At 65.3% G+C, this 24,301-nt stretch carries 14 protein-coding genes and 6 pseudogenes; 8 read left to right on the forward strand and 12 right to left on the reverse strand.

The genetic code is table 11. The features are described 5' to 3' along the window. Positions 1-203 precede the first annotated feature (203 nt). The 4 genes and pseudogenes from ACSKB9_RS01535 to ACSKB9_RS01550 all read right to left on the reverse strand — a co-directional run bounded on the left by ACSKB9_RS01535 (position 204) and on the right by ACSKB9_RS01550 (position 3,984). A complete protein-coding gene (locus ACSKB9_RS01535) occupies positions 204-638 on the reverse strand; it encodes a hypothetical protein (RefSeq protein WP_229193149.1) in 435 nt (144 codons plus the stop codon). 114 nt (positions 639-752) lie between these two features. Continuing rightward, complete coding sequence (locus ACSKB9_RS01540) at positions 753-1,976, reverse strand: SLC13 family permease (protein ID WP_438071283.1); 1,224 nt, start codon at positions 1,974-1,976, stop codon at positions 753-755. Between the two features lie 176 nt (positions 1,977-2,152). Beyond that, positions 2,153-3,094, reverse strand: a complete 942-nt coding sequence (locus tag ACSKB9_RS01545) for an alpha/beta hydrolase (protein WP_438071285.1) — start codon at positions 3,092-3,094, stop codon at positions 2,153-2,155. A 111-nt stretch (positions 3,095-3,205) separates the two neighbouring features. Next, positions 3,206-3,984: pseudogene (locus ACSKB9_RS01550) on the reverse strand (SDR family NAD(P)-dependent oxidoreductase). A gap of 258 nt (positions 3,985-4,242) precedes the next feature. On the opposite strand from ACSKB9_RS01550, the gene ACSKB9_RS01555 reads away from it, so the two are divergent. Next, a complete protein-coding gene (locus ACSKB9_RS01555) occupies positions 4,243-5,241 on the forward strand; it encodes a DUF2155 domain-containing protein (protein ID WP_438071286.1) in 999 nt (332 codons plus the stop codon). Between the two features lie 107 nt (positions 5,242-5,348). On the opposite strand, the gene aat is transcribed toward ACSKB9_RS01555, so the two are convergent. Next, positions 5,349-6,029 (reverse strand): leucyl/phenylalanyl-tRNA--protein transferase, encoded by a 681-nt coding sequence (aat, locus tag ACSKB9_RS01560; RefSeq protein ID WP_438071288.1) that lies wholly within the window; start codon positions 6,027-6,029, stop codon positions 5,349-5,351. 223 nt (positions 6,030-6,252) lie between these two features. Between aat and ACSKB9_RS01565 the strand changes: the two genes are divergently transcribed. The 7 genes and pseudogenes from ACSKB9_RS01565 to ACSKB9_RS01595 all read left to right on the forward strand — a co-directional run bounded on the left by ACSKB9_RS01565 (position 6,253) and on the right by ACSKB9_RS01595 (position 17,724). After that, positions 6,253-7,698 carry a DASS family sodium-coupled anion symporter gene (locus tag ACSKB9_RS01565; protein ID WP_225162515.1) on the forward strand — a complete coding sequence of 482 codons (1,446 nt, stop codon included), beginning with the start codon at positions 6,253-6,255 and terminating at the stop codon, positions 7,696-7,698. Between the two features lie 1,004 nt (positions 7,699-8,702). Continuing rightward, on the forward strand, positions 8,703-9,206 hold the full coding sequence (locus ACSKB9_RS01570; protein ID WP_438080625.1) for a hypothetical protein: 504 nt from the start codon (positions 8,703-8,705) through the stop codon (positions 9,204-9,206). Further along, positions 9,203-12,311 (forward strand): annotated as a pseudogene (locus ACSKB9_RS01575) (MdtB/MuxB family multidrug efflux RND transporter permease subunit). Before ACSKB9_RS01570 ends, ACSKB9_RS01575 begins: the two are co-directional and overlap by 4 nt. 3 nt (positions 12,312-12,314) lie before the next feature. Next, positions 12,315-15,598, forward strand: a pseudogene (locus ACSKB9_RS01580) (efflux RND transporter permease subunit). A gap of 140 nt (positions 15,599-15,738) precedes the next feature. Next, positions 15,739-17,066, forward strand: a pseudogene (locus tag ACSKB9_RS01585) (efflux transporter outer membrane subunit). 123 nt (positions 17,067-17,189) lie between these two features. Continuing rightward, positions 17,190-17,387: a hypothetical protein gene (locus ACSKB9_RS01590; protein ID WP_438071290.1), complete on the forward strand. Its 198-nt coding sequence runs from the start codon at positions 17,190-17,192 to the stop codon at positions 17,385-17,387. A gap of 10 nt (positions 17,388-17,397) precedes the next feature. Further along, positions 17,398-17,724, forward strand: coding sequence for a BA14K family protein (locus ACSKB9_RS01595; RefSeq protein WP_225646826.1), 327 nt, complete (start codon positions 17,398-17,400; stop codon positions 17,722-17,724). Between the two features lie 25 nt (positions 17,725-17,749). On the opposite strand, the gene ACSKB9_RS01600 is transcribed toward ACSKB9_RS01595, so the two are convergent. The 7 genes and pseudogenes from ACSKB9_RS01600 to aroQ all read right to left on the reverse strand — a co-directional run bounded on the left by ACSKB9_RS01600 (position 17,750) and on the right by aroQ (position 24,149). Next, positions 17,750-18,385: a hypothetical protein gene (locus ACSKB9_RS01600; RefSeq protein ID WP_438071292.1), complete on the reverse strand. Its 636-nt coding sequence runs from the start codon at positions 18,383-18,385 to the stop codon at positions 17,750-17,752. Positions 18,386-18,588: 203 nt separating this feature from the next. Further along, the gene (locus ACSKB9_RS01605; RefSeq protein ID WP_438071294.1) at positions 18,589-19,680 is read right to left on the reverse strand and encodes a sensor histidine kinase; all 1,092 of its coding nucleotides are present in this window, start codon (positions 19,678-19,680) and stop codon (positions 18,589-18,591) included. After that, positions 19,677-20,116, reverse strand: a pseudogene (locus tag ACSKB9_RS01610) (response regulator). Before ACSKB9_RS01610 ends, ACSKB9_RS01605 begins: the two are co-directional and overlap by 4 nt. Then, a pseudogene (locus ACSKB9_RS01615) lies at positions 20,113-21,649 on the reverse strand (sensor histidine kinase). Before ACSKB9_RS01615 ends, ACSKB9_RS01610 begins: the two co-directional pseudogenes overlap by 4 nt. 93 nt (positions 21,650-21,742) lie before the next feature. After that, a complete protein-coding gene (gene accC / locus ACSKB9_RS01620) occupies positions 21,743-23,101 on the reverse strand; it encodes an acetyl-CoA carboxylase biotin carboxylase subunit (protein WP_438071296.1) in 1,359 nt (452 codons plus the stop codon). A gap of 24 nt (positions 23,102-23,125) precedes the next feature. Next, positions 23,126-23,623, reverse strand: coding sequence for an acetyl-CoA carboxylase biotin carboxyl carrier protein (accB, locus tag ACSKB9_RS01625; protein WP_438071298.1), 498 nt, complete (start codon positions 23,621-23,623; stop codon positions 23,126-23,128). Positions 23,624-23,675: 52 nt separating this feature from the next. Next, a complete protein-coding gene (gene aroQ, locus ACSKB9_RS01630) occupies positions 23,676-24,149 on the reverse strand; it encodes a type II 3-dehydroquinate dehydratase (RefSeq protein WP_438071300.1) in 474 nt (157 codons plus the stop codon). Between the last annotated feature and the right edge of the window lie 152 nt (positions 24,150-24,301).

Below are 24,301 nucleotides of genomic sequence, written 5' to 3' on the forward strand. Positions count from 1 at the left end.
AGAGATCACTCGTCTCGCAACAAAAAATGCCCCGCCGAAGCGGGGCAAGATGTTGAACGACTTAGTCTTGAGCGACTTGGTCTTGAATAGAACTAACGGTTCCGCCGCGCCGGAATAGCGCAGTCATTCACCAATACAGGATCAGCCCACGATCGCAGAGATCCACGGATGCTCTGATCGCGAACCGTGCTTCAACCGAAAGATCACTGGCCCAATGTATCGGTTGCGATCTTCTTCTTGAGTGCTTCGCAGGTATCCCTGACCTCCGCGGTCATCAGCGAGACGGCTTCGATCTGCAGGAAGAAGCGCTTGCCCTGATCGCGGTAACCGGCAGCGAACTCCTTGATCTCCGCGATCATGTCATGAACGCCTGCGACCATGACCTCGCAGTTCTTGGCGGCCAGTTGCAGTTCCGATCCAAGGGCCTCGATCTCTTTCACCGCCGCTTCATATTCGCGCACGACCGCCTCGGCCGACAGCTTGCCCACCTCGTTGACGCCGTTGCGATGCTCGACATAGTCCGGCATCGGCGAGAGGGGCCGGATGTTGCTGCGTGGTCGATGCGAAGTCACCGTGTTGATTTCGTCCTCCATCTGCTCCGACGGAGCGCGGGCGAGGACTTCTGCACTAACACTCATGCGAACTCTCCATAACTTGTTACGGCGAATGGAGTTTAGCAATGTCAACGGAATTGTCTCGATTTTCCACAGTTTTGAGGTGAGCGCAATTGTGCACTGCAGCATTGTGTTGCGTCAATGTGGCGCGTCGGGATGCCAGCCAAGCAGTGCGAGCATCACAAAGAAGCCGACCACATAGGCCGCCATGATCGGCCAGCCCTGGGTGATCCAGCGGACCACCGATTTGGCTTCCGGGTACATGTTGGACACTGCAACGCCCGCCGACGAGCCGAACCAGACCATCGACCCGCCAAATCCGACCGCGTAGGCGAGGAAGCCCCAGTCATAGCCGCCTTGCTTCAGCGCCAGCGCGGTCAGGGGAATATTGTCGAACACCGCCGAGACGAAGCCGAGCCCGAGCGCGGTCTGCCACGATGCGGCAGGCAATTTTTCGACCGGCATCATCGAGGCCGCCGTCACCAGCGCGAGCAGGAAGACGGTGCCCTTCAGCGTCTCAGGCATCACCGACCAATCCGGTCGGCGCAGCACCGAGGTGACCAGGATCGCGGCCCAGACGGCGAGCCCGAGCACGGGCAGCGCATCGAGCAGCGCGGGGGACTTCAAATTGGCCGTCACATTGGCCGTCAGCGCGGCGAGCAGGATCACGGCGACGATCGCAACCCGCGCCCAGTCGATTCTGAGGCCGGACGGTGCATCCTTCACGATCGGGGAAAAGCGGTGCTGTTGCAGCGAGGCCGGCACCGCAAACACCAGCATCGCGACGATGGCTGCGACATATGCCTCCACGACCGTGAGCGGGCTGATGCCGTCGATCCACATCATCGTCGTCGTGGTGTCGCCGACGACGCTGCCGGCGCCGCCGGCATTCGATGCGGCGACGATGGCCGCGAGATAGCCGATATGGACGCGGCCACGGAACACGTGGCGGGCCACGGTGCCGCCGATCAGCGCGGCCGCGATATTGTCGAGGAAGCCCGACAGCACGAACACGATCACCAGCAGGATCAGTCCGCCCTTCCAGTCATCGGGCAGCAGCGCCGGCATCTCGTCGGGAATGCGGCTCTCCTCGAAATGGCGCGACAGCAGCGCAAAGCCCATCAGGAGCAGGAACAGGTTGGCGAGCGTGACCCACTCATGCTCCATGTGATGCGCGAGACCGGGCAGGCCCGCGCCGAACTTCGCAAAGCCCGCGAACAGCAGCTTGTAGGCGACGATCGCGGCAAGGCCCGTCAGCGCCACGGCGAGCGTGTGGTGATGGAAGATCGCGACGCCGAGCAGCGTCAGCGCGAACAGGATGAAATCGAGCGGAATACCGTAGATGAGGAGTGGCGTGAGCAAGACGATCTCGATGGCTGGAGTGCCCGGCGGCGTGAAGCGCTGACGGCGGCACTATCGCGCGGCGTCGGGAACTTCAAGGCGCGCTAACGCCGCAACAGGAACGCCGCAACAGGCTCGCGATGCGCTCGCGAGCCCGATCGGGACGACGCCAGGCACGTCGCCGCTGATCTGATTGCTTAGCCCAGCGTCTTCAGCCAGGCGCTGATCTCGGTCACCGCGATATTGGCCTGATTGAGCAGCTTGCCCATGGTGAAGAAGCCGTGGAACTGGCCGGGGAAATGCCGATAGGTCACCGGCACGCCGGCGTCCTTGAGGAATTTCGCATACTCGTCGCCTTCGTCGCGCAGCGGATCGGCGCCGGCGGTCAGCACATAGGCCGGCGGCAAGCCGGCAAAGTCCTTCGCGCGCGCCGGCGAGGCACGCCAGTCGTTGTTGTCGGCGTCACCGAGATAATGGTTGGCGAACCAGCCGATCACCGAATGCGTCAGGAGGATGCTGGTCTCGGGCTCGCGATGCGAGGGATGCTTCCGCGAGAAATCGGTCGCGGGATAGATCAGCAGCTGGGCGGCGAGCTTCGGCCCGCCGTCGCGGGCGGTCAGGGCAACCACCGCCGCGAGGTTGCCGCCGGCGCTGTCGCCGCCGACGATCAGGCGCGCGGCGTCGATGCCGAGATCCCTGGCATTGGCGGCGACCCATCGGGTCGCGGTGACGGCGTCATCGACCGCGGCAGGGAAACGATGCTCGGGCGCGAGGCGGTAATCGATCGAGATCACGATCAGCTCGCCCTCATGGGCAAGCTTCTGGCAAACCACCTCATGGGTATCGAGGTCGCCGATCACCCAGCCGCCGCCGTGGAAGAACACCAGGCAGGGCGCGAGCCCGTCTTTCTTGCGCAGCGTGTACGGCGTGTAGATGCGGGCAGGGATCGTGCCGTGCGGCGCCGGGATCGCGAGCGGCTTGCTCGATTCCAGCGCGGGCGGCTCGGGATTGGAGACGACGCGGGCGGCTCGATAATAGTCGCGCGCTTCCGGCGCGGTCAGCGTCTCATAGGCGGGACGGCCGGCCTCCTGGAACGCCTTGTAGACGGCAGCGGCATCGGGATCGAGAACGACGGGCATTGGAGGGACCTTCTTTTGGTGATGTCATTCCGGGGCGATGCGAAGCATCGAACCCGGAATCTCGAGATTCCGGGTCTGGTGCTTGCGCACCATCCCGGAATGACGGTCGTGTCAGGCGGCGGTGCGGCCGCCGTCGACGGTGTAGGCGGAGCCGGAGACGTAGCTCGCCTCGTCGGAGGCAAGAAAAGCGACGATGGAGGCGACCTCGCTTGCGAGGCCGAGCCGGCGCGCCGGGATGCGGTCGACGATCTTCTCGATCGGCGGCGGCGCGTTGCCGCGGGAGCGGCCCTGCAGGATCGTGCTCAGCATCCGGCTCTCGATCATGCCGGGCAGACGCAATTGACCCGCACGCCGGTGCCGGTGCATTCCCAGGCCGCGCTCTTGGTCAGCCCGATCACCGCGTGCTTGCTCGCGCTGTAGACTGCGATCATCGGTGATCCCATCAGGCCGGCGATCGAGGCGGTGTTGATGATGCTGCCCTTGTTCTGCTTCAGCATGACCGGCAGCACGTGCTTCATGCCGAGGAAGACGCCGACGACGTTGACGTCGAGCACCCGGCGAAAGCTCTCCAGCGAATATTCAGGGATCGGCCTGATGTCGCCCTCGACGCCGGCGTTGTTGTAGAAGGCATCGATGGTGCCGAAGCGGTCGACGGCGGCGCGGACATAATCCTTGACCTCGTCCTCGTCGGTGACGTCGGCTTCGATTGCAAGGGCCTCGGCCGAGGCGGGCAGGTCCTTGATGGCGGCCTTGAGATCGGCGCCCTTGCGGTCGACTGCGACAATCCGCGCACCCCGTTCGGCGAGCAGTTGAAGCGAGGCGGTTCCGATGACGCCGGCAGCCCCGGTGACGACGGCGACCCGGCCGTCGAGCCTGATGCGATCGGGCATGGTGGGTTTCCTCTGGCTGGTCCGGTTCGATCCGGATTTTCCTGGTTTTCACGCGCTGGCGGCGTGCCTTCAGCGTGAGGACTATCACACGTGTTCCCAGGAGTGACCAGAGGTTGACAGGAGGGTGAGCGTTGGGCCGGGGAGAGGTGGCCGGGTGCCCTTTCCCCGCCGTATTCGGCGTGTTAACCGATGGCCTGCGAGCGGCCGATATCAAGGTAGACTGTCGCGAGCCCGATTCGCCCTTTAAAGCCGCGCGAGATGCTTCGAACCGTTGCCCTGACTGGCTTTGCGGCCCTGGTTGCCGCCTCGACCATCTCGCTTGCGCCGCCCGCGCGCGCGCAGATCGGAACGATTTTCTCCGATCCCGCGCCGCGTCCGCCCGGTTCGATCCCGCGTGGTCAGCCGGCTCCTCCCAGCGACGACGACGAGGAAGTGCCGGAATTGCCGCGCGGCCGTCTGTTGCCGACACAGCCGCGGGCGCTGCCGCCAGGCCAGGCGGTGCCGCCGCCCGGCAGCGTGCAGTCGCAGCCGCTGGCGCCGCCGCCCGGCTCGACGGTGGCTCCGCAGGGCACCCAGCCCGGTGTCGCCGTGCAGCCGCCGCAACCCGGCGGTCCGGCCGTTGCCAATACGCCGCCCGGCGCCAATCCGCTGCCGCCGGGGCAGCGTCCCAAGGGCACGCCCCAGGGCACCCCGCCGCAGACGCCTGCCACGTTGCAGCCGGGCGACGAGGTCGTGCAGGAGCCGCCGTCGACCAAGATCACCAACAAGAAGGCGAGCTTCTCCGGTCTCGACAAGATCACTGGGCGCATCATCAATTTCGACGAGGATATCGGCGAGACCGTGCAGTTCGGCGCGCTGCGGGTGAAGACCGATGCCTGTTACACGAGGCCGTCGACGGAAGCCGCCAACACCGACGCCTTTGTCGAGGTCGACGAGATCACGCTGCAGGGCGAGGTGAAGCGGATCTTCTCGGGCTGGATGTTCGCGGCGAGTCCCGGCCTGCACGGCGTCGAGCATCCGATCTACGACATCTGGCTGACCGACTGCAAAGGGCCGGATCAGACCATCGTGACCGCCGCGCCCGATCCGCCGAAGGCGCCGACGCCTCCGCCGCCGCCGGCCCAGAAGCGCGCGCCGCCGAAGCAGGCCGCGCCGCGTCCGCCGCCGCAGCCGCAATACCAGCAGCAGCCGCCACCTCCGCCGCCCCAGCAACAGCAGCGGCCGGGCGGGTTGTTCGGCGGATTGTTTGGGAACTAGCAAGCACGGCGTAGCCCGGATGAAGCGCAGCGAAATCCGGGTTTCTCTCCGCGGACAGACTTGTCCCGGATTGCGCTTCGCTTCATCCGGGCTACGCGATCAACCGTTCAATTGCGTTCGGCGATGATTGCCAGCGCGTCGGCACCTTTGACCGGCTGGGTGGCGTCGAGCTTGCGGAAATCCGCCGGTGCGCCCGTGATCGCCTTGTCGAGCAGCGTGCGATAGCGGCGGCGCGAGATCTCGATCGCGCCGAACGTCCTCAGGTGCTCCGTCACATATTGCGTGTCGAGCAGTTCGAACCCGCCCGCGATCAGCCGCGCCACCAGATGCACCAGCGCGACCTTCGATGCGTCGCGCGTGGTGTGAAACATGCTTTCGCCGAAGAAGGCGCGGCCGAGGCTGACGCCGTAGAGCCCGCCGACCAGATTGTCGTCCTGCCAGACCTCGACGCTGTGGCAATGGCCCGACGCGTACAGCCCGACATAGAGATCGCGGATGCGCCTGTTGATCCAGGTGTCGTCGCGGCCGGGCTGCGGCGCCGCGCAACCGGCGATCACGGCCTTGAACGCGGTATCGACGGTGACCGTGAAGGCATCGGAGCGCACGGTGCGCGCCAGGCGGGAGGCGACACGGAAGCCGTCGAACGGAATCACGCTGCGCAATTCCGGCTCGACCCAGAACAGGGTCGGATCGTCGGCGCTCTCCGCCATCGGGAAGATGCCGCAGGCGTAGGCGCGCAGCAGCACCTCGGGCGTGATCTCGGAGGAGGCGGAGTCGCGCGACGTCATACCGCCAAGGATAGCAAAGCGCGGGCGGTCTTGCGATGGGGGCTGCCACCGGGACGCTACGTGTTGACGAAACGCGCCGGTTCCTCCACAAGCCGCGCCGTTCCGCCGCAGTTTCCCGAGACGGACTGCGCGGTCGTGCTAGATTGCAACAAAAAGATGGCGGCGCTGCCGGGACACGGTGGCTTGCGCGCCCGACAATCGACACAGGTGAGGGGGACGCTGCATGAAATGGTCATGGCGGACGTTTGCGCCGCTGCTGGTCTGGCTGGTGATCTATCTGGTCCCGGTGCCTTCGGGGCTGAACGCCAATCAGTGGCACTATTTCGCGGTGTTCGCCGCCGTGATCACCGGGCTGATCCTTGAATCGATGCCGGTCGGCGCGGTCGGTCTGATCGGCCTGACGGTCGCCGGCATCGGCGGCTATGTCGAGCACGATCCGAACAAGTCGCTGCGCTGGATGCTCGGCGGCTTTTCCGAGAGCACGGTGTGGCTGATCGTCGGCGCCTTCGTGTTCTCGATCGGTTATCGCAAGAGCGGGCTCGGCCGCCGGCTGGCGCTGCTCTTGGTGCGCGGCCTCGGCCGCCGCACCATCGGGCTCGGCTACGCGGTGGCGTTCTCCGATCTCGTGCTGGCGCCGGCGACGCCGTCCAACACCGCGCGCTCGGGCGGCACCATCTATCCGATCGTCAGCAACATCCCGCGCATCTACGGCTCCGAGCCCGGCCCGACCGCGGGCAAGATCGGCACCTTCGTGATGTGGACCGCGTTCGCGACCACGGCCGTCACCAGCTCGCTGTTCCTGACCGCGCTGGCGCCGAACGCCGCCGCGCTCTCGATCGCCAAGAAGCTCGTCAACATCGAGGTCGGCTGGTCGCAATGGTTCATCGGCTTCGCGCCGCTCGGGATCCTCTTGCTGCTGCTGGTGCCGCTGCTCAGCTATCTGGTCTGCCGGCCCGAGATCAAGGAGAGCCCCGAGATCGTGACCTGGAGCGAGGGCGAGCTCGCCAAGATGGGGCCGCCGTCGCGGCACGAATGGATCATGGCGGTGCTGGTGGTGCTCGCGATGTTCCTGTGGATCTGCGGCTCCAACCCCAACATCAGCGTGCCGCTGCTCGGCTCGAATTTCATCAACGCGACCACGGTCGTGTTCGTCGTGATCTCGCTGATGCTGCTGACCGGCGTGATCGCGTTCGAGGACATCGTCGCGGAGAAGAGTGCGTGGGAGGTATTTTTCTATTTCACCTCGCTGCTCACGCTGTCGTCCGGCCTCAACGAGATCGGCTTCATCAAATGGGTGGCCGAGGGTTATGCCAAGCCGCTTTCCGGCACGTCGCCGATGGTCGGGATGATCCTGCTCGTCACCTTCTTCTTCTGGATCCACTATTTCTTCTCGAGCATCACCTCGCATACCGCCGCGGTGCTGCCGGTGGTGCTCGCCGTCGGCTCCAGCATTCCCGGCCTGTCGGTGCAGACCCTGATGCTGCTCTGCGTGTATTCGCTGGGCCTGATGGGCGTGATCTCGCCCTATGCCACGGGACCGGCGCCGATGTATTACGGCAGCGGCTATATCGGCAAAGGCGACTTCTGGAAATTCGGGCTGATCTTCGGCCTGATCTACTTTGCCGGATTGTTGCTGATCGTGTTGCCCTGGTTACAAATGATCGGGTAAAATAGCCACAATCCAGCGAGAAACAGCGGCCGACCGGGAAGAGCCGCTATCCTTTACAATTCTTAACGCGCTTTGTCCGGCAGAAGCCTTCAAAATGCTTCGTCGGATGTGGCGCGCGCGGAGTTCAGGGGACACATAGAGCCGCGCGAGCTCATTCGTGTTTCTTCGTGGGCAGGTTATGGACCAGCAGATCAAAGACCCGTCGATTGTGGCGCCCGAGCGAACCAGGCGAGGATCGCGTTGGCGGGGGTTTCTGACGGATGTCTCGTGCTGGCGGTGCTGGCCGGCATCGTCTGGTGGACGCGGCAGCAGGCCGCGCCGCCGCAGGCCGGTGGCGGGCGCAACGCCGGGCCGATGTCGATCGTACCGGAGACGATCGGCAAGGGCGATATCGGCGTCAGCCTGAATGCGCTCGGCACCGTGACGTCGCTCGCGACCGTGACGATCAGGAGCCAGATCAGCGGCTATCTGATGAAGATCGATTTCAAGGAGGGCGATGAGGTCAAGAAGGGCGACCTGATCGCCGAGATCGATTCGCGCCCCTATGAAGCGACGCTGGCGCAGGCCAAGGGACAGCTCGCCCGCGACGAGGCGCAGCTGAAGGGCGCCCAGGTCGATCTCACCCGCTACCAGAACCTCGCCGCGCAGAACGCCGTGCCGCATCAGACGCTCGACACCCCAGGTCGCGCTGGTCGCGCAGTATCAGGGCACGGTGGAGGCCGATCGCGCCTCGGTGAAGTCGGCCGAGGTGAATTTGCAATATTGTCACATCGTGTCGCCGATCAACGGACGCGTCGGACTGCGCCAGGTCGATCTCGGCAACTATGTGACGCCCGGCGATACCAACGGCCTCGTCGTGATCACGCAGCTCGAGCCGATCAGCGTGCTGTTCACGCTGCCGGAGGACAATCTGCAGGCGGTCTCGAAGCGGTTGAGGGAGGGCGCGGTGCTGCCGACGGCGGCCTATCGACCGCAGCGGCGCCAACAAGCTCGCCGAGGGATCGTTGCAGACCTTCGACAGCCAGATCGATGCGACCACCGGCACCATCAAGCTGCGCGCGCAGTTCGAGAACGACAAGCGCACGCTCTATCCGAACCAGTTCGTCAACGTGCGCCTGCTGCTCGATACCCACAAGGATGCGACGACGATGTCGACCGCCGGCATCCAGCGCGGTGTCCCCGGCACCTTCGTCGATCTCGTCAACGCCGACAGCACGGTCTCGGTTCGGCCGGTCAAGCTCGGCGTCACCGACGGCGACCGGGTCGAGGTGCTGTCGGGGCTCGTGGCCGGCGATCGCATCGTGATCGACGGCGCCCAAGCCGCGCGAGGGTGCGAAGGTGGTGGTGCGCTCCGCCGCCGATGCCGCGAACCCGGCCGCTGCGGTCAAGGGGGCGGCGAGTGGCGCGGCGAAGGGAGACGGCAAGGAGATAGCAAGGGAGATAGTAAGGACGGCGCTGATCCCGGAGGCGGCCACCACAAGCGGTCCGAGGACGGGCAGAAGAAATGAACCCGTCGCGGCCATTCATCCTGCGGCCGGTAGCGACGACCCTGATGATGATCGCCATCATGCTGTCGGGCATGCTGGCATTCAGATTTCTCCCGGTCGGCGGCACTGCCGGAGGTCGACTACCCGACCATCCAGGTGCAGACCTCTCTATCCGGGCGCGAGCCCCGACGTGATGACCTCGTCGGTGACGGCGCCGCTCGAGGTGCAGTTCGGCCAGATGCCGAATCTGACCCAGATGAGCTCGGTGAGCTCGGCGGGCTCGTCCGTGATCACGCTGCAATTCGGCCTGTCCATCTCGCTCGACGTCGCCGAGCAAGAGGTGCAGGCCGCGATCAATGCCGCGGGCAATCTGTTGCCGTCGGACCTGCCGGCGCCGCCGATCTACGCCAAGGTCAATCCGGCCGATGCGCCGATCCTGACCCTCGGCCTGACCTCGAAGACCATGCCGCTGACCCAGGTACAGGATTTCGTCGACACGCGGCTGGCGCAGAAGATCTCGCAGCTGCCGGGCGTCGGCCTCGTCAGCATCAGCGGCGGCCAGCGGCCCGCGGTGCGCATCCAGGCTGATATCCGCAAGCTCGCGGCCTATGGCCTCAACATCGACGATCTCCGCACCACGCTCGGCAACGCCAACGTCAACACGCCGAAGGGCAATTTCGACGGCGCGATGCGCGCCTACACCATCAATGCCAACGATCAGATCCGCAATGCCAGCGACTACCGCTCGCTGATCATCGCCTACAAGAACGGCTCGCCGGTCCGCCTCAGCGATGTCGGCAACGTCGTCGACGGCGCGCAGAACGACAAGCTTGGCGCCTGGATGAACGAGACGCCGGCGATCATCCTCAACACCCAGCGTCAGCCCGGCGCCAACGTCATCTCGGTGGTGCAGGGCATCAAGGACCTGCTGCCGCAGCTGCAGGCGACGCTGCCGGCTGCGATCGACCTCAATATCCTGACCGACCGCACCGTCACGATCCGGGCCTCCGTGCGCGACGTCGAATACGAGCTGTCGCTCGCCGTGATCCTGGTCGTGCTGGTCATCTTCGTGTTCCTGCGCTCGACCCGCGCCACGCTGATCCCGAGCCTGTCGGTGCCGCTCTCGCTGGTCGGCACGCTCGGCGCGATGTATCTGTTCGGCTTCAGCCTGAACAATCTGTCGCTGATGGCGCTGACGATCGCGACCGGCTTCGTGGTCGACGACGCGATCGTCGTGATCGAGAACATCTCGCGCTACATCGAGGAGGGCGAGTTGCCGCTCGAAGCCGCGCTGCGAGGGTCGGAGCAGATCGGCTTCACCATCATTTCGCTGACGGTGTCGCTGATCGCGGTGCTGATCCCGCTGCTGTTCATGGGCGACGTGGTCGGCCGCCTGTTCCGCGAATTCGCCATCACGCTGTCGGTCACGATCCTGATCTCCGCCGTGGTGTCGCTGACCCTGGTGCCGATGGCCTGTGCGAAGCTGCTGAAGCCGGAGGCCATGACGCGCGAGAACACCTTCCAGCGGCTCAGCCGCGAAGGCTTCGATGCCGTGATCGCGATCTACGCCCGGATGCTCAACTGGGTGCTGGATCGCCAGACGTTCGTGCTGCTGATCGCGCTCGCCACCTTTGGCCTGACGGCGCTGCTCTACGTCGTGATCCCCAAGGGCTTCTTTCCGGTGCAGGACACCGGCGTGATCCAGGCGATCTCCGAGGCGCCGCAATCGGTGTCCTATGCGGCGATGGCCGAGCGGCAGCAGCGGCTCGCCAGCGCAATCCTGAAGGATCCGGACGTGCAGAGCCTGTCGTCGTTCATCGGCGTCGACGGCGCCAACACCACGCTGAACAGCGGCCGCATCCTGATCAATCTGAAGCCGCATGAGCAGCGCAAGGCCAATGTCTCGACGACCATGGACCGGATCAAGGCGAGCACGGCTGATCTGACCGGGATCACGCTCTACATGCAGCCGGTGCAGGACCTCACCATCGAAGGCACGGTGAGCCGGACGCAGTACCAGTTCATCCTGCAGGATGCCGATCCGAACGAGCTTGCGGAATGGACGCCGAAGCTGGTCGACAAGCTCCGGGAATTGCCCGAGCTCAGCGACGTCACCAGCGACATCTCCGCGCAGGGGCTCTCGGTGTTCGTGGACATCGATCGCGACCAGGCGGCGCGGTTCGGCATCACGCCGGCAACGATCGACAACGCGCTGTACAATTCCTACGGCCAGCGCATCGTCTCGACCGTCTTCACCAATTCGAACCAGTACCGCGTGATCCTGGAAGCCGATCCGTCGCTGCAGACTTCGCTGGATTCCCTGTCGTCGATCTACCTGCCGTCATCGGTGGGCTCGACGCCGGTGCCGCTGTCGGTCATGGCCAAGATGCGGGTGGAGACCGCGCCGCTGCAGATCTCGCATCTCGGCCAGTTCCCGTCGGCGACCGTCTCGTTCAATCTCGCTCCCAGCGCTTCCCTCGGCGGGGCGGTGACGGCGATCAAGCAGGCGCAGGCCGACATCAACCAGCCGCTCGGCATGATCACGAGCTTCCAGGGGGCAGCGCTGGCGTTCCAGTCCTCGCTGTCCAACCAGCTGTTCCTGATCCTGGCCGCGATCATCACAGTCTATATCGTGCTCGGCGTGCTCTATGAGAGCTTCATCCATCCCCTGACGATCCTCTCGACGCTGCCTTCCGCCGGCATCGGCGCGCTGCTGGCGCTGATGATGGCCGGACAGGATCTCACCATCATCGCGATCATCGGCATCATCCTCCTGATCGGCATCGTGAAGAAGAACGCGATCATGATGATCGACTTCGCGCTCGACGCCGAGCGCAACGAGGGCAAGCCGCCGCGGGAGGCGATCTACCAGGCCTGCCTGCTGCGGTTCCGGCCGATCATCATGACGACGATGGCAGCTGTCCTCGGCGCGCTGCCGCTGATGCTCGGCAGCGGCGCGGGTCCGAGCTGCGGAATCCGCTCGGCATTTCGATCGTCGGCGGCCTCCTGGTGAGCCAGCTGCTGACCCTGTTCACGACACCGGTGATCTACCTCTGGTTCGATCGCCTCGCGCTGCGGTTTGCCGGGCGGGCGGACGAGATCGGCGAGGCGAGCGGGTCGCGTTGAGCCATGGATCCGTCAACGCCCTTCATCCGTAGGCCGGTCGCAACGACGCTGTTGACGTGCGGGCTCGCGGCGGCCGGCATCGTCGCGTTCTTCAAGCTGCCGGTGTCGCCGCTGCCGCAGGTGGATTTCCCGACCATCTCGGTGCAGGCGACGCTGCCCGGCGCCAGCCCGCAGGATGTCGCGACCACGGTCGCCAGTCCGCTCGAGCGCCATCTCGGCCAGATCGCCGATGTCACCGAGATGACGTCGTCGAGCTCGGTGGGCGCGACCCGCATCACGCTGCAGTTCGGGCTGAATCGCGACATCAACGGCGCGGCGCGCGACGTGCAGGCCGCGATCAATGCGGCGCGGGCCGACCTGCCGACCAGCCTGCGCAGCAATCCGACCTACCGCAAGGTCGACCCGGCCGACGCGCCGATCCTGATCCTGACGCTGACGTCGGATACGCTGACGCGCGGCGATCTCTACGACGCCGCCTCCACGGTGCTGGCGCAGAAGCTGTCGCAGGTCGAGGGCATCGGCGAGGTGGTGGTCGGCGGCAGCTCGCTGCCGGCCGTGCGCGTCGATCTGATCCCGCAGGCGCTCTACAAATACGGCATCGGGCTGGAAGACGTCCGCGCGGCGCTGTCGAGCGCCAACGCCCACAGCCCGAAGGGCGGCATCGACGTCGGCGACCAGCGCTACCAGGTCTACGCCAACGACCAGGCCAACAAGGCCGACGACTACAAGTCGCTGATCGTGGCCTACCGCAATGGCGCACCGGTTCATCTCTCCGACGTCGGCGAGGTGGCCGACGGCGTCGAGAATTTGCGCAATGCCGGTCTCGCGAACGGCAAGCCGGCGGTGCTGATCATCCTCTACCGGCAGCCGAACGCCAACATCATCAGTACCGTTGACCTCGTGAAGGGGCTAATGCCGCAGCTGCAGGCATCGGTGTCGCCGGCGATCGACATCGGCTTTGCGGTCGACCGTTCGACGACCATCCGCACCTCGCTCCGGGACGTCGAACGAACCCTGGTTCTGGCGGTGCTGCTGGTCATCATCGTGGTGTTCGCGTTCCTGCGCAATGCGCGCGCCACCTTCATTCCGGTGGTGGCGGTCTCGGTGTCGCTGGTCGCGACCTTCGGGGCGATGTACCTGTTCGGCTACAGCCTCGACAACCTCTCCCTGATGGCGCTGACGGTCGCGACCGGCTTCGTGGTCGACGACGCCATCGTGGTGCTGGAGAACGTCACCCGCTACATCGAGCAGGGGCTGAGCCCGCTCCAGGCGGCGCTGAAGGGCGCCAACGAGGTCGGCTTCACCGTGCTGTCGATGAGCATCTCGCTGATCGCGGTGTTCATCCCGATCCTGCTGATGGCCGGCATCGTCGGGCGGCTGTTCCGCGAGTTCGCGATGGTGATCTCGATCTCGATCCTGATCTCGCTCGCGGTCTCGCTGGCGACCACGCCGATGATGTGCGCCGTGCTGCTCAAGCCGGACACCGGCGGCCATGGCCGGCTCTATTGGGCGAGCGAGCGCTTCTTCGAGGCGATGCTAAATTTCTACCGCAGAACGCTGACCGCGGCGTTGGCGCATCCGCTGTCGGTGATGCTGATCCTGGCGGCGGTGTTCGGCCTCAACTTCTATCTCTACGACGTGATCCCGAAGGGCTTCTTCCCGCAGCAGGACACCGGCCGGCTGGTCGGCTCGATCCAGGCTGACCAGAGCGTGTCGTTCCAGCTGATGCAGCAGAAGCTCGCGCGGTTCGTCGGCATCATCAAGCGCGATCCGGCGGTTGAGACGGCGGTCGGCTTCACCGGCGGGGGCAGACCAATTCCGGCTTCGTGTTCGTCTCGCTTCGTCCGCTTGATGAGCGCAAGATCGGCGCCGACGGCGTGATCGCGCGGCTGCGCCGCGAGATGTCGGTGGTGCCGGGCGCGAGCCTGTTCCTGCAGGCGGTGCAGGACATCCGGGTCGGGGGCAGGGCCTCGAACGCGCAGTATCAGTACACGCTGCAGGGATCGACGCTGGAGGAGCTCAATGAATGGACGCCGAAGATCGCGGCGGCCCTGCAGCGCGATCCTGATCTCGCCGACGTCAACAGCGACCAGCAGAACAAGGGCCTGGAATCCGATCTCGTGATCGACCGCGACGCCGCGGCCCGGCTCGGCATCACGGTGAGCCAGATCGACAACACCCTCTACGACGCCTTCGGCCAGCGGCAGGTGTCGACGATCTATGTCGCGCGCAACCAGTATCACGTCATCATGGAGGTCGCGCCGCGCTACTGGCAGAACCCGGAGACGCTGAAGGACGTCTATATCAGCACGTCCGGCGGATCGGTCGGCGGCTCGCAATCGACCAACGCGGTGGCAGGCACGGTCGTCGCCCCAGGCAACTCCAGCGCGGCCAGTGCAGCCAACGCCCAGGCCGCGCGCAACCAGGCCACCAACTCGATCGGTTCGACCGGGAAGGGCGTTGCCTCGACCGGATCGGCCGTCTCCACCAGCAGCGAGACCATGATCCCGCTGTCGGAAGTTGCAGCATTCAAGCAGGGCGCGACGCCGCTTGCGGTCAATCACCAGGGTCTGTTGGTCGCCAACACCATCTCGTTCAACCTGCCGCCGAACGTGTCGCTGAGCACGGCGGTCGGCAGCATCGAGGCGACCATGAACCGGATCGGGGTCCCGGCCACGATCCGCGGCACCTTCCAGGGTACCGCCAAGGCGTTCCAGGACTCGCTGAGCAACCAGCCGTTCCTGATCCTGGCCGCGCTGGTGGCGATCTACATCGTGCTGGGCGTGCTCTACGAGAGCTACATCCATCCGCTGACCATCTTGTCCACATTGCCCTCGGCGGGTGTGGGCGCCTTGCTGGCGCTGATGGCATTCAAGACCGAGTTCAGTATCATGGCGCTGATCGGCGTCATCCTGCTGATCGGCATTGTGAAGAAGAACGCCATCATGATGATCGACTTTGCGCTGGAGGCGGAACGCAGGCGCGGGCTGGAGCCGCTCGAGGCGATCCGGGAGGCCTGCCTGCTGCGCTTCCGCCCCATCATGATGACGACGATGGCCGCGCTGCTCGGGGCGGTGCCGCTGGCGATCGGCATGGGCGACGGCGGCGAGCTGCGGCAGCCGCTCGGCATCGCCATCGTCGGTGGCCTGATCCTGAGCCAGGTCCTCACGCTCTACACGACGCCGGTTATCTACCTCTATCTCGACCGGTTCCGCCTGTGGGCCCAGCGCGCGCGCCGCGGCGGCGCGATGCGGACGCCGGGCTCCTCACTTCAACCGGGCGAGTAAATGCCGACAGGTACAGCGTTGCGAAATCTTCAGTTGATGCGCAAGCCGATCCGGTTTCTGCGCGTGGCGGCGTTCGGCGGCCTCAGCCTCGGTCTGTCCGGCTGTATTCCCGGGCGGAGAAGCCGGAGCTCAGCCTCGAAGTGCCGGCGAGCTACAAGACTGCGGCCAAAGGCGATGCCGACGCGGCTGTTCCGGCGCTTGCCTGGTGGCGCGGCTTCCGCTCGCCCGAACTGACCGGGCTGATGGAGTCCGCGCAGCTCTACAATCTCGACATCGCGGTGGCGATCGCCCAGATCGTGCAGGCCGACGCCCAGGTCGGCGTGTCCGGCGCCGCGCTGCTGCCGTCCATCTCCGGATCGGCGAACGCCGAGCGTCAGCGTGTGGCAACGGGATCCAGTTCGTCGTTCGGCACCAGCGGCACTTTCTCGCAGTACAGCCTGGGGCTGAGCGCAAGCTACATCGTCGATTTCTGGGGCAAGAACCGCGCGACGCTGTCGGCCTCGGAGGAGAGCGCGACCGTCGCGCGCTACAATCGCGAGGTGGTCGCGCTGACCACGATGGCGACGGTCGCCAATACCTATTTCCAGCTGCTGGCGGCGCAGGACCAGATCAAGGTCACCCGCCGCAACCTCGCGGCGGCCGAGCGCATCCTTGCGCTGATCAAGTCGCAATTTGCGGGCGGCACCGCTTCGCAGCTGGATCTGTCGCAGCAGGAGGCGCTGGTCGCCACGCAGCGCGCGGCGATCCCGCCGCTCGAGGTAACGGTGGGCAGAACACCGCGGCGCTCGCCGTGCTCGTGGCGCGCGCCTGCCGATTTCAAGGTGCGCGGCGGGTCCACCACGCAGATCGCGGTGCCGCGCGTCACGCCGGGACTGCCGTCGGAATTGCTCTACCAGCGGCCTGACGTCCGCGAGGCCGAGGCGCAGCTGGCGTCGTCCAATTTCAGCGTCGACGCGGCGCGCGCGGCATTCTTTCCGCAGATCCAGCTGACCGGCACTACCGGCTTCCAGAGCGCGGCGCTCGCCGCGCTGTTCGCGCCCGGCGCCTGGTACTACACGCTCGCCGCCGGGCTGACCCAGCCGCTGTTCGACGGCTTCCTGCTGGAGAGCCAGCTCAAGCTCGCCAAGGGCAGCAGCTGCAAAACCTGCAGGCCTATCGCAAGGCGGTGCTGTCGGCCTTCGCCGATGTCGAGAAGGCGCTGATCGCGTTGCAGAAGTACACATTGCAGGAGCGCCTGCAGTCCGACGTCGTCGCCGCCTCGCGCAAGGCGTTCGAGGTCGCCGAGACGCAGCTGCGCGGCGGCACGGTCAACCTGATCACGGTGCTGCAGGCGCAGCAGACGCTGTTCACCGCCGAGAACAATCTGGTCACGGTCAGGCTCAACAAGCTGCTCGCGGCGAGCACCCTGTTCCAGGCGCTCGGCGGCGGCTGGACGCCCGCCGGTACGCTGGCGGCGGCAGTGCCATGAGGTCAGCCATGCAGCGTTTCGCGACACTCCCTCGTTGCCCTCGTCATCATCGGGCTCGGCGCATCGACCGGCGCGTCCCGCGCGCAGCAGCGGCCACCGAACAGCGTTCCGCTCGCCTTCGGCATGAGCGCCGGCCAGGCCAGCCGGTCGCTCGGCGTTCCCCTGAATTACGTGCGCGGCACGCCGGGCAATGAATTGTTCGTCGCGCTGCCCAATGTCAGGGGCAGCGTGCTGTCGAGGCGCAGCGACGGGCTCTATCTGCAATTCGGCAAGGGACGCCTGATCGCCTGGAAGGGCGACTGGGGCACCCTTCCGCAATGAGGGGTTGGCCATGATCGCCATGAGAGGACTGATCGCCTGCGCCGCCATCGCGCTCAGCGTAGCCGCGGCATCGGCCCAGCAGCGGCCGCTGCGCTACGGCAGCACCGGCGGCGCGTATTTCGACGGCAGGGACGACGACCGGGATTTTCGCAGTAACGGATATTTCCCCGGCAATTTCGCGGCCGATCCCTTCAGCGCGGGGTTCGGTGCGGCCGGCCTGTTCGGCTCGACGCCGTGGCATTCCGCGCAGCCCTATCCATCGCAGGTCGTGTTTGGCGCACCGTGTCAGGACTGCCGTCCGCAGCGCACACGCCGGCACCGCGGCGGGCGCGAGTGAGGCGCTTCGCAAAGGCTTGATGCCTCTAGGCCTTGCGCAAGAGCTCGTCGATGATGCGCAGCTTCATCCAGCCGGCCTTGTCGATGATTTCGTTGCGCAAGGTGTCCTTTTCCATCTCGTATTGTTCGTGCGAGATATCCCGGCCGCCGGTCGCGGTGATTCCGAACGTCTCGAGCAGGGCGTTGTGCCGCGCCTTCCACGCGATCACATGCTCGGTCATGACTTGCGTCACGGATGGAAGGAAGCCGGGATGGCCTGCCAGGCCGCATGACGCCGTGGTCTGCGGGTCGCCTGCCAGCATGATCACGTTCCACTCGTCGTAGCCGATCAGCCCCATCTGCGCGTAGAGAAACGCGCCATGCGGTCCATCCCAGATCTTCTGGTCGATGACCAGGAACGGCACCGCGTGGCAATGGCCGTGCCGCGCCGTCATGTCGCGGTTGAAGGTCTCGGTACGGTCTTGCAATCGCTTGTTGGCCGCAGCGAACACGGCAAGGCGATTGTTCGCCGTCGGCACGATGCTGGCTTCGTCATCAGGCGCGAAGCCTGCATCGCGCAGCATCGAGCCGATCAGTGGGTGATCCCACTGCTGCTTGTGAAAAGCGGGCGTCGCGCCGTCGGCGCCCGGCGCCGGACGCACGGTCTCCTTGAGCTCGCCCAAGGTCGTCTCTTGCTTCTTTCCAAAAATTGGCCTGCGCCCGAACATCGCGTGCCGCTCCTGCCAAGCAGTTGGCACAAGCATCGCAAGGGACGCCCAGAACTTCCTTAATCGGTCAGGCTTGGCGCGCCGCGATTCATCAACAGCATGACGTAGTCGTTAAAGCGAACCGGACAAGTCAATCGAATTTGCTGAAATTTGCGGCATTAGCTGGCGGCGGCGCTTGTCGATTTGTCGAGCACCGGGCTGACGCGGGCGAACCGCACCACGAAGCGGGTGCCCTTGTGGCCGGGGTCGCGCTCGACGCTGGCATCGAGCTTGGCTGCCATCGCGCTGACGATCCGCTGGCCCATGCCGGTGCCGCGCGGATCGGCCTTGTCGGAAAAGCCGACCCCGTCGTCGCTGATCGCGAGCTGCAGATCGTCGCCTTGCGGCTTCAGCTCGACATGGATCGGGCCGGCGCCGTCGGGGTAGGCGTACTTCACGGCGTTCATCACCAGCTCGTTGACGATGATGCCGATCGCGACCGCGCGGTCGGGATCGATCTCGATCGGGTCGGCCTTCAAGGTCAGCCGCGACATCTTGTTGCCTTCGGCCGATCGCCGGAGATCCTCGAGCAGTGCCTCGAGATACTGGTTGAGCATCACCGTCTTGAAGTCTTGCGAGGTGTAGAGGCGGCGGTGCACCTGTGCAACGGCCGCGACGCGCCCCATCGCGTTGGTGAGCGCGGCCTTCACATCCTGTTGGGTCGCGGAGTTGGCCTGCAGATGCAGCAACGAGGCGATGATCTGCAGCGAATTGCCGACGCGATGGTTGACCTCGCGGAGCAGAACCTCACGCTCTGCGGCGAGCGCGGCGTAGCGGTCGCGCGAGGCGTGCACCTCGGCCTCGGCCTCGTCGCGCGCCTTCTGGAGCGCGGCCTGCCGGATCGCGCCGTTCACCGCGACCTGGAGCAGGGGGATGAACTCGCCCCTGACGTCCTTGACCAGATAGTCCGCCGCGCCGGCCTTCAGCGCGGTGACGGCGATCGCCGAATCCTGCGACGCGGTGACGAACACCACCGGCGGAGCGTCCGGTATCTTGAGGATCTGCTCCAGGGTCTCCAGCCCGTCGAGGCCGGGCATATACTGATCGAGCGCGACGACGTCGATGCCGCCCTGGGCGAGCCGGTCGAGGCCTTCCTGGCCGCTTGCGGCGTGCACGACCTTGTAGCCCGCGCGCGTCAGCCCGCGTTCGACGAGGCGCGCCAGCGCCGCGTCGTCGTCGATGTAGAGCAGTGTCGGCGTTGCGCTGGTCATACGGAAGCCGGCGGCACCTGAATCACGGAAAGAACAGGCCAAGCTGACGAATGGCGTTGGCGAAGCTTTCGTAGTTCACCGGCTTGGTGATGTAGACGTTGCAACCCAGCTCGTAGCAACGCTTGATCTCCTGGGAGTTGTCGGTCGTGGTCAGCACGACCACCGGCGTCGACTTGAGATATTTGTTCTCCTTGACCCGCCTCAGAATATCGATGCCGGTCATATCGGGCAGATTGAGATCGAGCAGGATCAGCAGGGCCTGGCCCTTGCGCTCGACGGCGCTGCCATCCTTGCCGAACAGGTAGTTGACCGCCTCTGTACCGTTGGTGAACGGGATGATCTCATTGTTGACACCCGAGCGCCGGATATTCCGCTCAATCAGGCGGGCATGGCCCTCGTCGTCCTCGATCATGATGATGGTGACTGGATCACTCATGTCACTTTGTCCCGGTTCTTGCCTGACCAATTGATAGGCAGCGTGATCGTGAAGGTGCTGCCGTTGTGAAGTTCCGATGCTACCGACATGGTGCCGCCCAGCTCTGCGCACAAGTGCGCGGACATGGGCAAGCCCGATGCCCTGACCGGGTTTGTCCTGGGTTCCGGCGCGACGGAACAAATCGAAGATGCGCTGGTGGTCCTTCGGATCGATGCCGCGGCCGTTGTCGGTGACTTCGAAGATCGCGAAGCCGAGCTTGGTGCGGCCCTCGATCGAAATCTCGCCGGGAACGCCGTTCCTGAGGTACTTGAGGGCGTTGTCGACCAGATTGGAAAAGATCTGCTCCAGCGCGAGGCGGTCGCTGACGATATTTGGCAGCGCGCCGACCTCGACGGTCGCGTTGGCCTCGACGGCCTGGTGAGCCATCGTCTTGACGATGCCGTCGATCAGCTCGCGCAGATCGATGCGTTCGGGCTTGAACTCGCGGCGGCCCTCGCGGGTGAGATTGAGGATCGCACTGATCAGGCGATCCATCTTGGCGATCGACGATTTGATGAAACCGAGCGATTCGTTGAAATCGTCGGATAGCCGCTTGTCGGAGCCTTCAAGCTCGGGCTCGGCCACATCGGTCGCGTCTTCCGGCATCGCCGGCGCCAGCGACGCGGCGCGATTGAGCGTGGCGATGCGCTTGAAGATGTCGCCGCGCAGTTCCTCGAGCTCGCTGGTGAAGCCCATGATGTTGACCAACGGCGAGCGCAGATCGTGGCTGACGATATAGGCGAAGCGCTGGATTTCCTCGTTGGCCTCGCGTAGGTCGGAGGTGCGCTCGTCGACGATGGTTTCGAGATTGACATTGCTGTCGCGCAGCCTGGCCTCGGCCTCATCGCGCGCCCGCGACGATCGCCGCAGCAGCACCACTGAGAGAGCGGCGAGCGCCAGCACCATGCAGGAGCCGGCGATCGTGACGGAGGAGGCCAGCACCTGGGTCTTGTCCGCCGTCGCGGTGCGCAGCGCCAGCAGACGATCCTCCTCGGTGCGGATGTCGCGGGCGATCCGGGCGATCGCCTCGACCGCATCGGTCGATGTGGTCTTGCGCAGGACGTCGATGCTGGTCGCCGTGTCGTTGTTCTTGACGCGCTCGATGCTGAGCGCGAACTCGGCCAGCCGTTGCTCGACGGCGGCCTTGAGCTTCGCGGCATTGGCAACCTGCGCCGGATTATCCACGGTCATCATCTGGAGATGGTTGAGCGCGGCCGGGACTCCTGCTGCCGCGGACTGGTACTCGGACAGGTATTGTGGTGCTGATGTCAGCAGATACGCCCTGGTCGCGCTTTCGGCGCGCCTGATGTCGAGCAGCAGGTTGGCAATCTGGCTGTCGGTCTCGACGGTGTGAATCACCCAGGCGTTGTCCTCGCGCGCCTTGTTGACCAGCAGGACGGACGCCACGCTGACCGCGACCAGCACGAAAAATCCCGCCGACAGCAGGAGGATCTGTAACGTCGACCGGCGTCGTGAAACGACCGTCACGACGATCTCGCTATGGGAGTGGGATTTAACGCGTCCCCGTGGAAAGCCAATAACCCTATAGTACGTTTGAGGAAGGGCTGGGTTCCACGGAGTTCCGAACTATTTTGCGGCGTCGGATGGCTGGCCGGCGAGGTACTGCTCCAGCCAGTGAATATGGTAGTCGCCCTCGATGATGTCGGGCTCGCGTACCAGCGCGCGGAACAGCGGCAGCGTCGTCTCGATCCCGTCGACCACCATCTCGTCCAGCGCCCGGCGCAGCCGCATCAGGCATTCGCCGCGGGTCTTGCCGTGCACGATCAGCTTGCCGACCAGCGAGTTGTAATAGGGCGGGATCACATAGCCCTGATAGACGGCGGAATCGATCCGCACGCCGAGGCCGCCAGGCGGATGGAATTGCGTGATCCGTCCGGGCGAGGGACGGAAGGTCTGCGGGTTCTCCGCATTGATGCGGCACTCGATGGCGTGGCCGATGATCGCGATGTCGTCCTGTTTGGCCGGAAGGTCGCCGCCGGCGGCGATCCGGATCTGCTCCAGCACGAGATCGATATCGGTGATGCTTTCGGTGACGGGATGCTCGACCTGGATGCGCGTGTTCATTTCGATGAAATAGAACTCGCCGTCCTCGTAGAGGAATTCGATGGTGCCGACGCCGAGATATTTCATGTCCCGCATCGCCTTGGCGCAGGTCTCGCCGATCCTGGCGCGCGCCGCCGCCGCGAGCACGGGCGAGGGGCCTTCCTCCCAGACCTTCTGGTGACGGCGTTGCAGCGAGCAGTCGCGCTCGCCGAGATGGATGGCGCCGCCGCGGCCGTCGCCGAGAATCTGGATCTCGATGTGGCGCGGCTTCTGCAGGTATTTCTCCAGGTAGACAGAGGCGTCGCCGAACGCAGACTTGGCCTCGTTGGCCGCGGTCGAGAGCGCGAGCGCGAGGTCAGCCTCGGTATGGGCGACCTTCATGCCGCGGCCGCCGCCGCCGGCCGCCGCCTTGACCAGCACCGGGAATCCGATGTCTCTGCCGATCGCGAGCGCGTCGGCCTCCGAGGTCACCGCGCCGTCCGAGCCGGGCACCACGGGAATGCCGAGGCGCTTGGCGGTCTTCTTGGCTTCGATCTTGTCGCCCATCAGGCGGATGTGCTCGGCCTTCGGTCCGATGAAGCCCAGATTGTGGTCGGCGAGGATCTCGGCGAAGCGCGCGTTCTCAGACAGGAAGCCGTAGCCGGGATGCACGGCGTCGGCGCCGGTGATCTCGCAGGCCGCGAGCAGCGCCGGCACGTTGAGATAGGAATCCTTCGACGGCGGCGGGCCAATGCACACGCTCTCGTCGGCGAGCCGCACATGCATGGCGTCGGCGTCGGCGGTGGAATGCACCGCGACGGTTGAGATGCCGAGTTCCTTGCAGGCGCGCAGCACGCGAAGCGCGATCTCGCCGCGATTGGCTATGAGGATCTTGTCGAACATCGCAGCGCCTGGTGTTGACGGAAGCTATTCAATGATGACGAGCGGCTCGCCGAATTCGACCGGCTGGCCGTCCTCGACGAGAATTTGCGTCACGGTGCCCGCGCGCGGCGACGGGATCTGGTTCATCGTCTTCATCGCCTCGATGATCAGAAGCGTCTGGCCGGCGGAGACCTTGGTGCCGACTTCAATGAACGGCTTGGCGCCCGGCTCGGGCGCCCAGTAGGCGGTGCCGACCATCGGCGACGGCACGGCGCCCGGGTGCTTGGCGAGATCGGTCGCAGCCGCAGCCACCGGGACGGCAATGGCGGCCGGTGCGGCAACGCCCGCCACGGAGGCGGCGGGCACCGAGGCCGCGATGCTGATGTTGCGCGCGACGCGGACACGCAGGCCGGCACGCTCGATCTCGATCTCGGTCAGATTGGTTTCCGCAAGCAGCAGCGCGAGTTCGCGAATGAGGGCGCTGTCGTCGCTCTTGGAGTTGTTCTTTTTTGCGGTTGATTTGTCGTCTGGCTGGCGCGCCATGCTCTGTGATCCAAAATCTTTGTCTGGTGACGGGGAACGTCAGGATTGACGATTAAGTCTTTGGCTTGGCGTCGATCTTGACGCCGATCCTGGTGGCGAGGCCGATGATCGCAAGCCGGTAGCCGTCGATGCCGAAGCCGCAAAGTGACGCGAAGGCGGCTTTAGCAGTGAACGAGTGGTGTCGGAAGCTTTCGCGGGCGTGGATGTTGCTGACGTGAACTTCGACCACGGGGATCTTGACCGCGATCAGCGCGTCATGCAGCGCGATCGAGGTATGAGAGTAGCCACCGGCGTTGATGATGATGCCGACCGCCTTCTTGGCGTGGGCCTCATGGATGAAGTCAATCAGTTCGCCCTCGCGGTTGGACTGCCGGCAGTCGGCGCTCAGCCCGAACTGGCGCGCGGTGTCCGCGCACAGCTTCTCGACATCGGCGAGGGTGGCATGGCCGTAGGTCTCCGGCTCGCGCGTCCCCAGCAGATTGAGGTTCGGGCCGTTCAGCACATAGATCGTTCCGGCAGCAGCCATTCCAGAGTTTCCTGCCAAGAGTTCCGGCCAAAGGTTCCAAGAGTTCCGGCCAAAGGTTCCGAGAGGGGTCCGACAAGGGGTGGAGTGGGCCGGGTTATAGGTAACAACCGGCCGAAGGGGAAGTCTTTAGGTGAAATCAGAACGTCTTCAAC

It is taken from the genome of Bradyrhizobium sp. BR 1433 (genome assembly GCF_051547665.1).
In the GTDB taxonomy this organism is placed as follows: Bacteria; Pseudomonadota; Alphaproteobacteria; order Rhizobiales; family Xanthobacteraceae; genus Bradyrhizobium; species Bradyrhizobium australafricanum.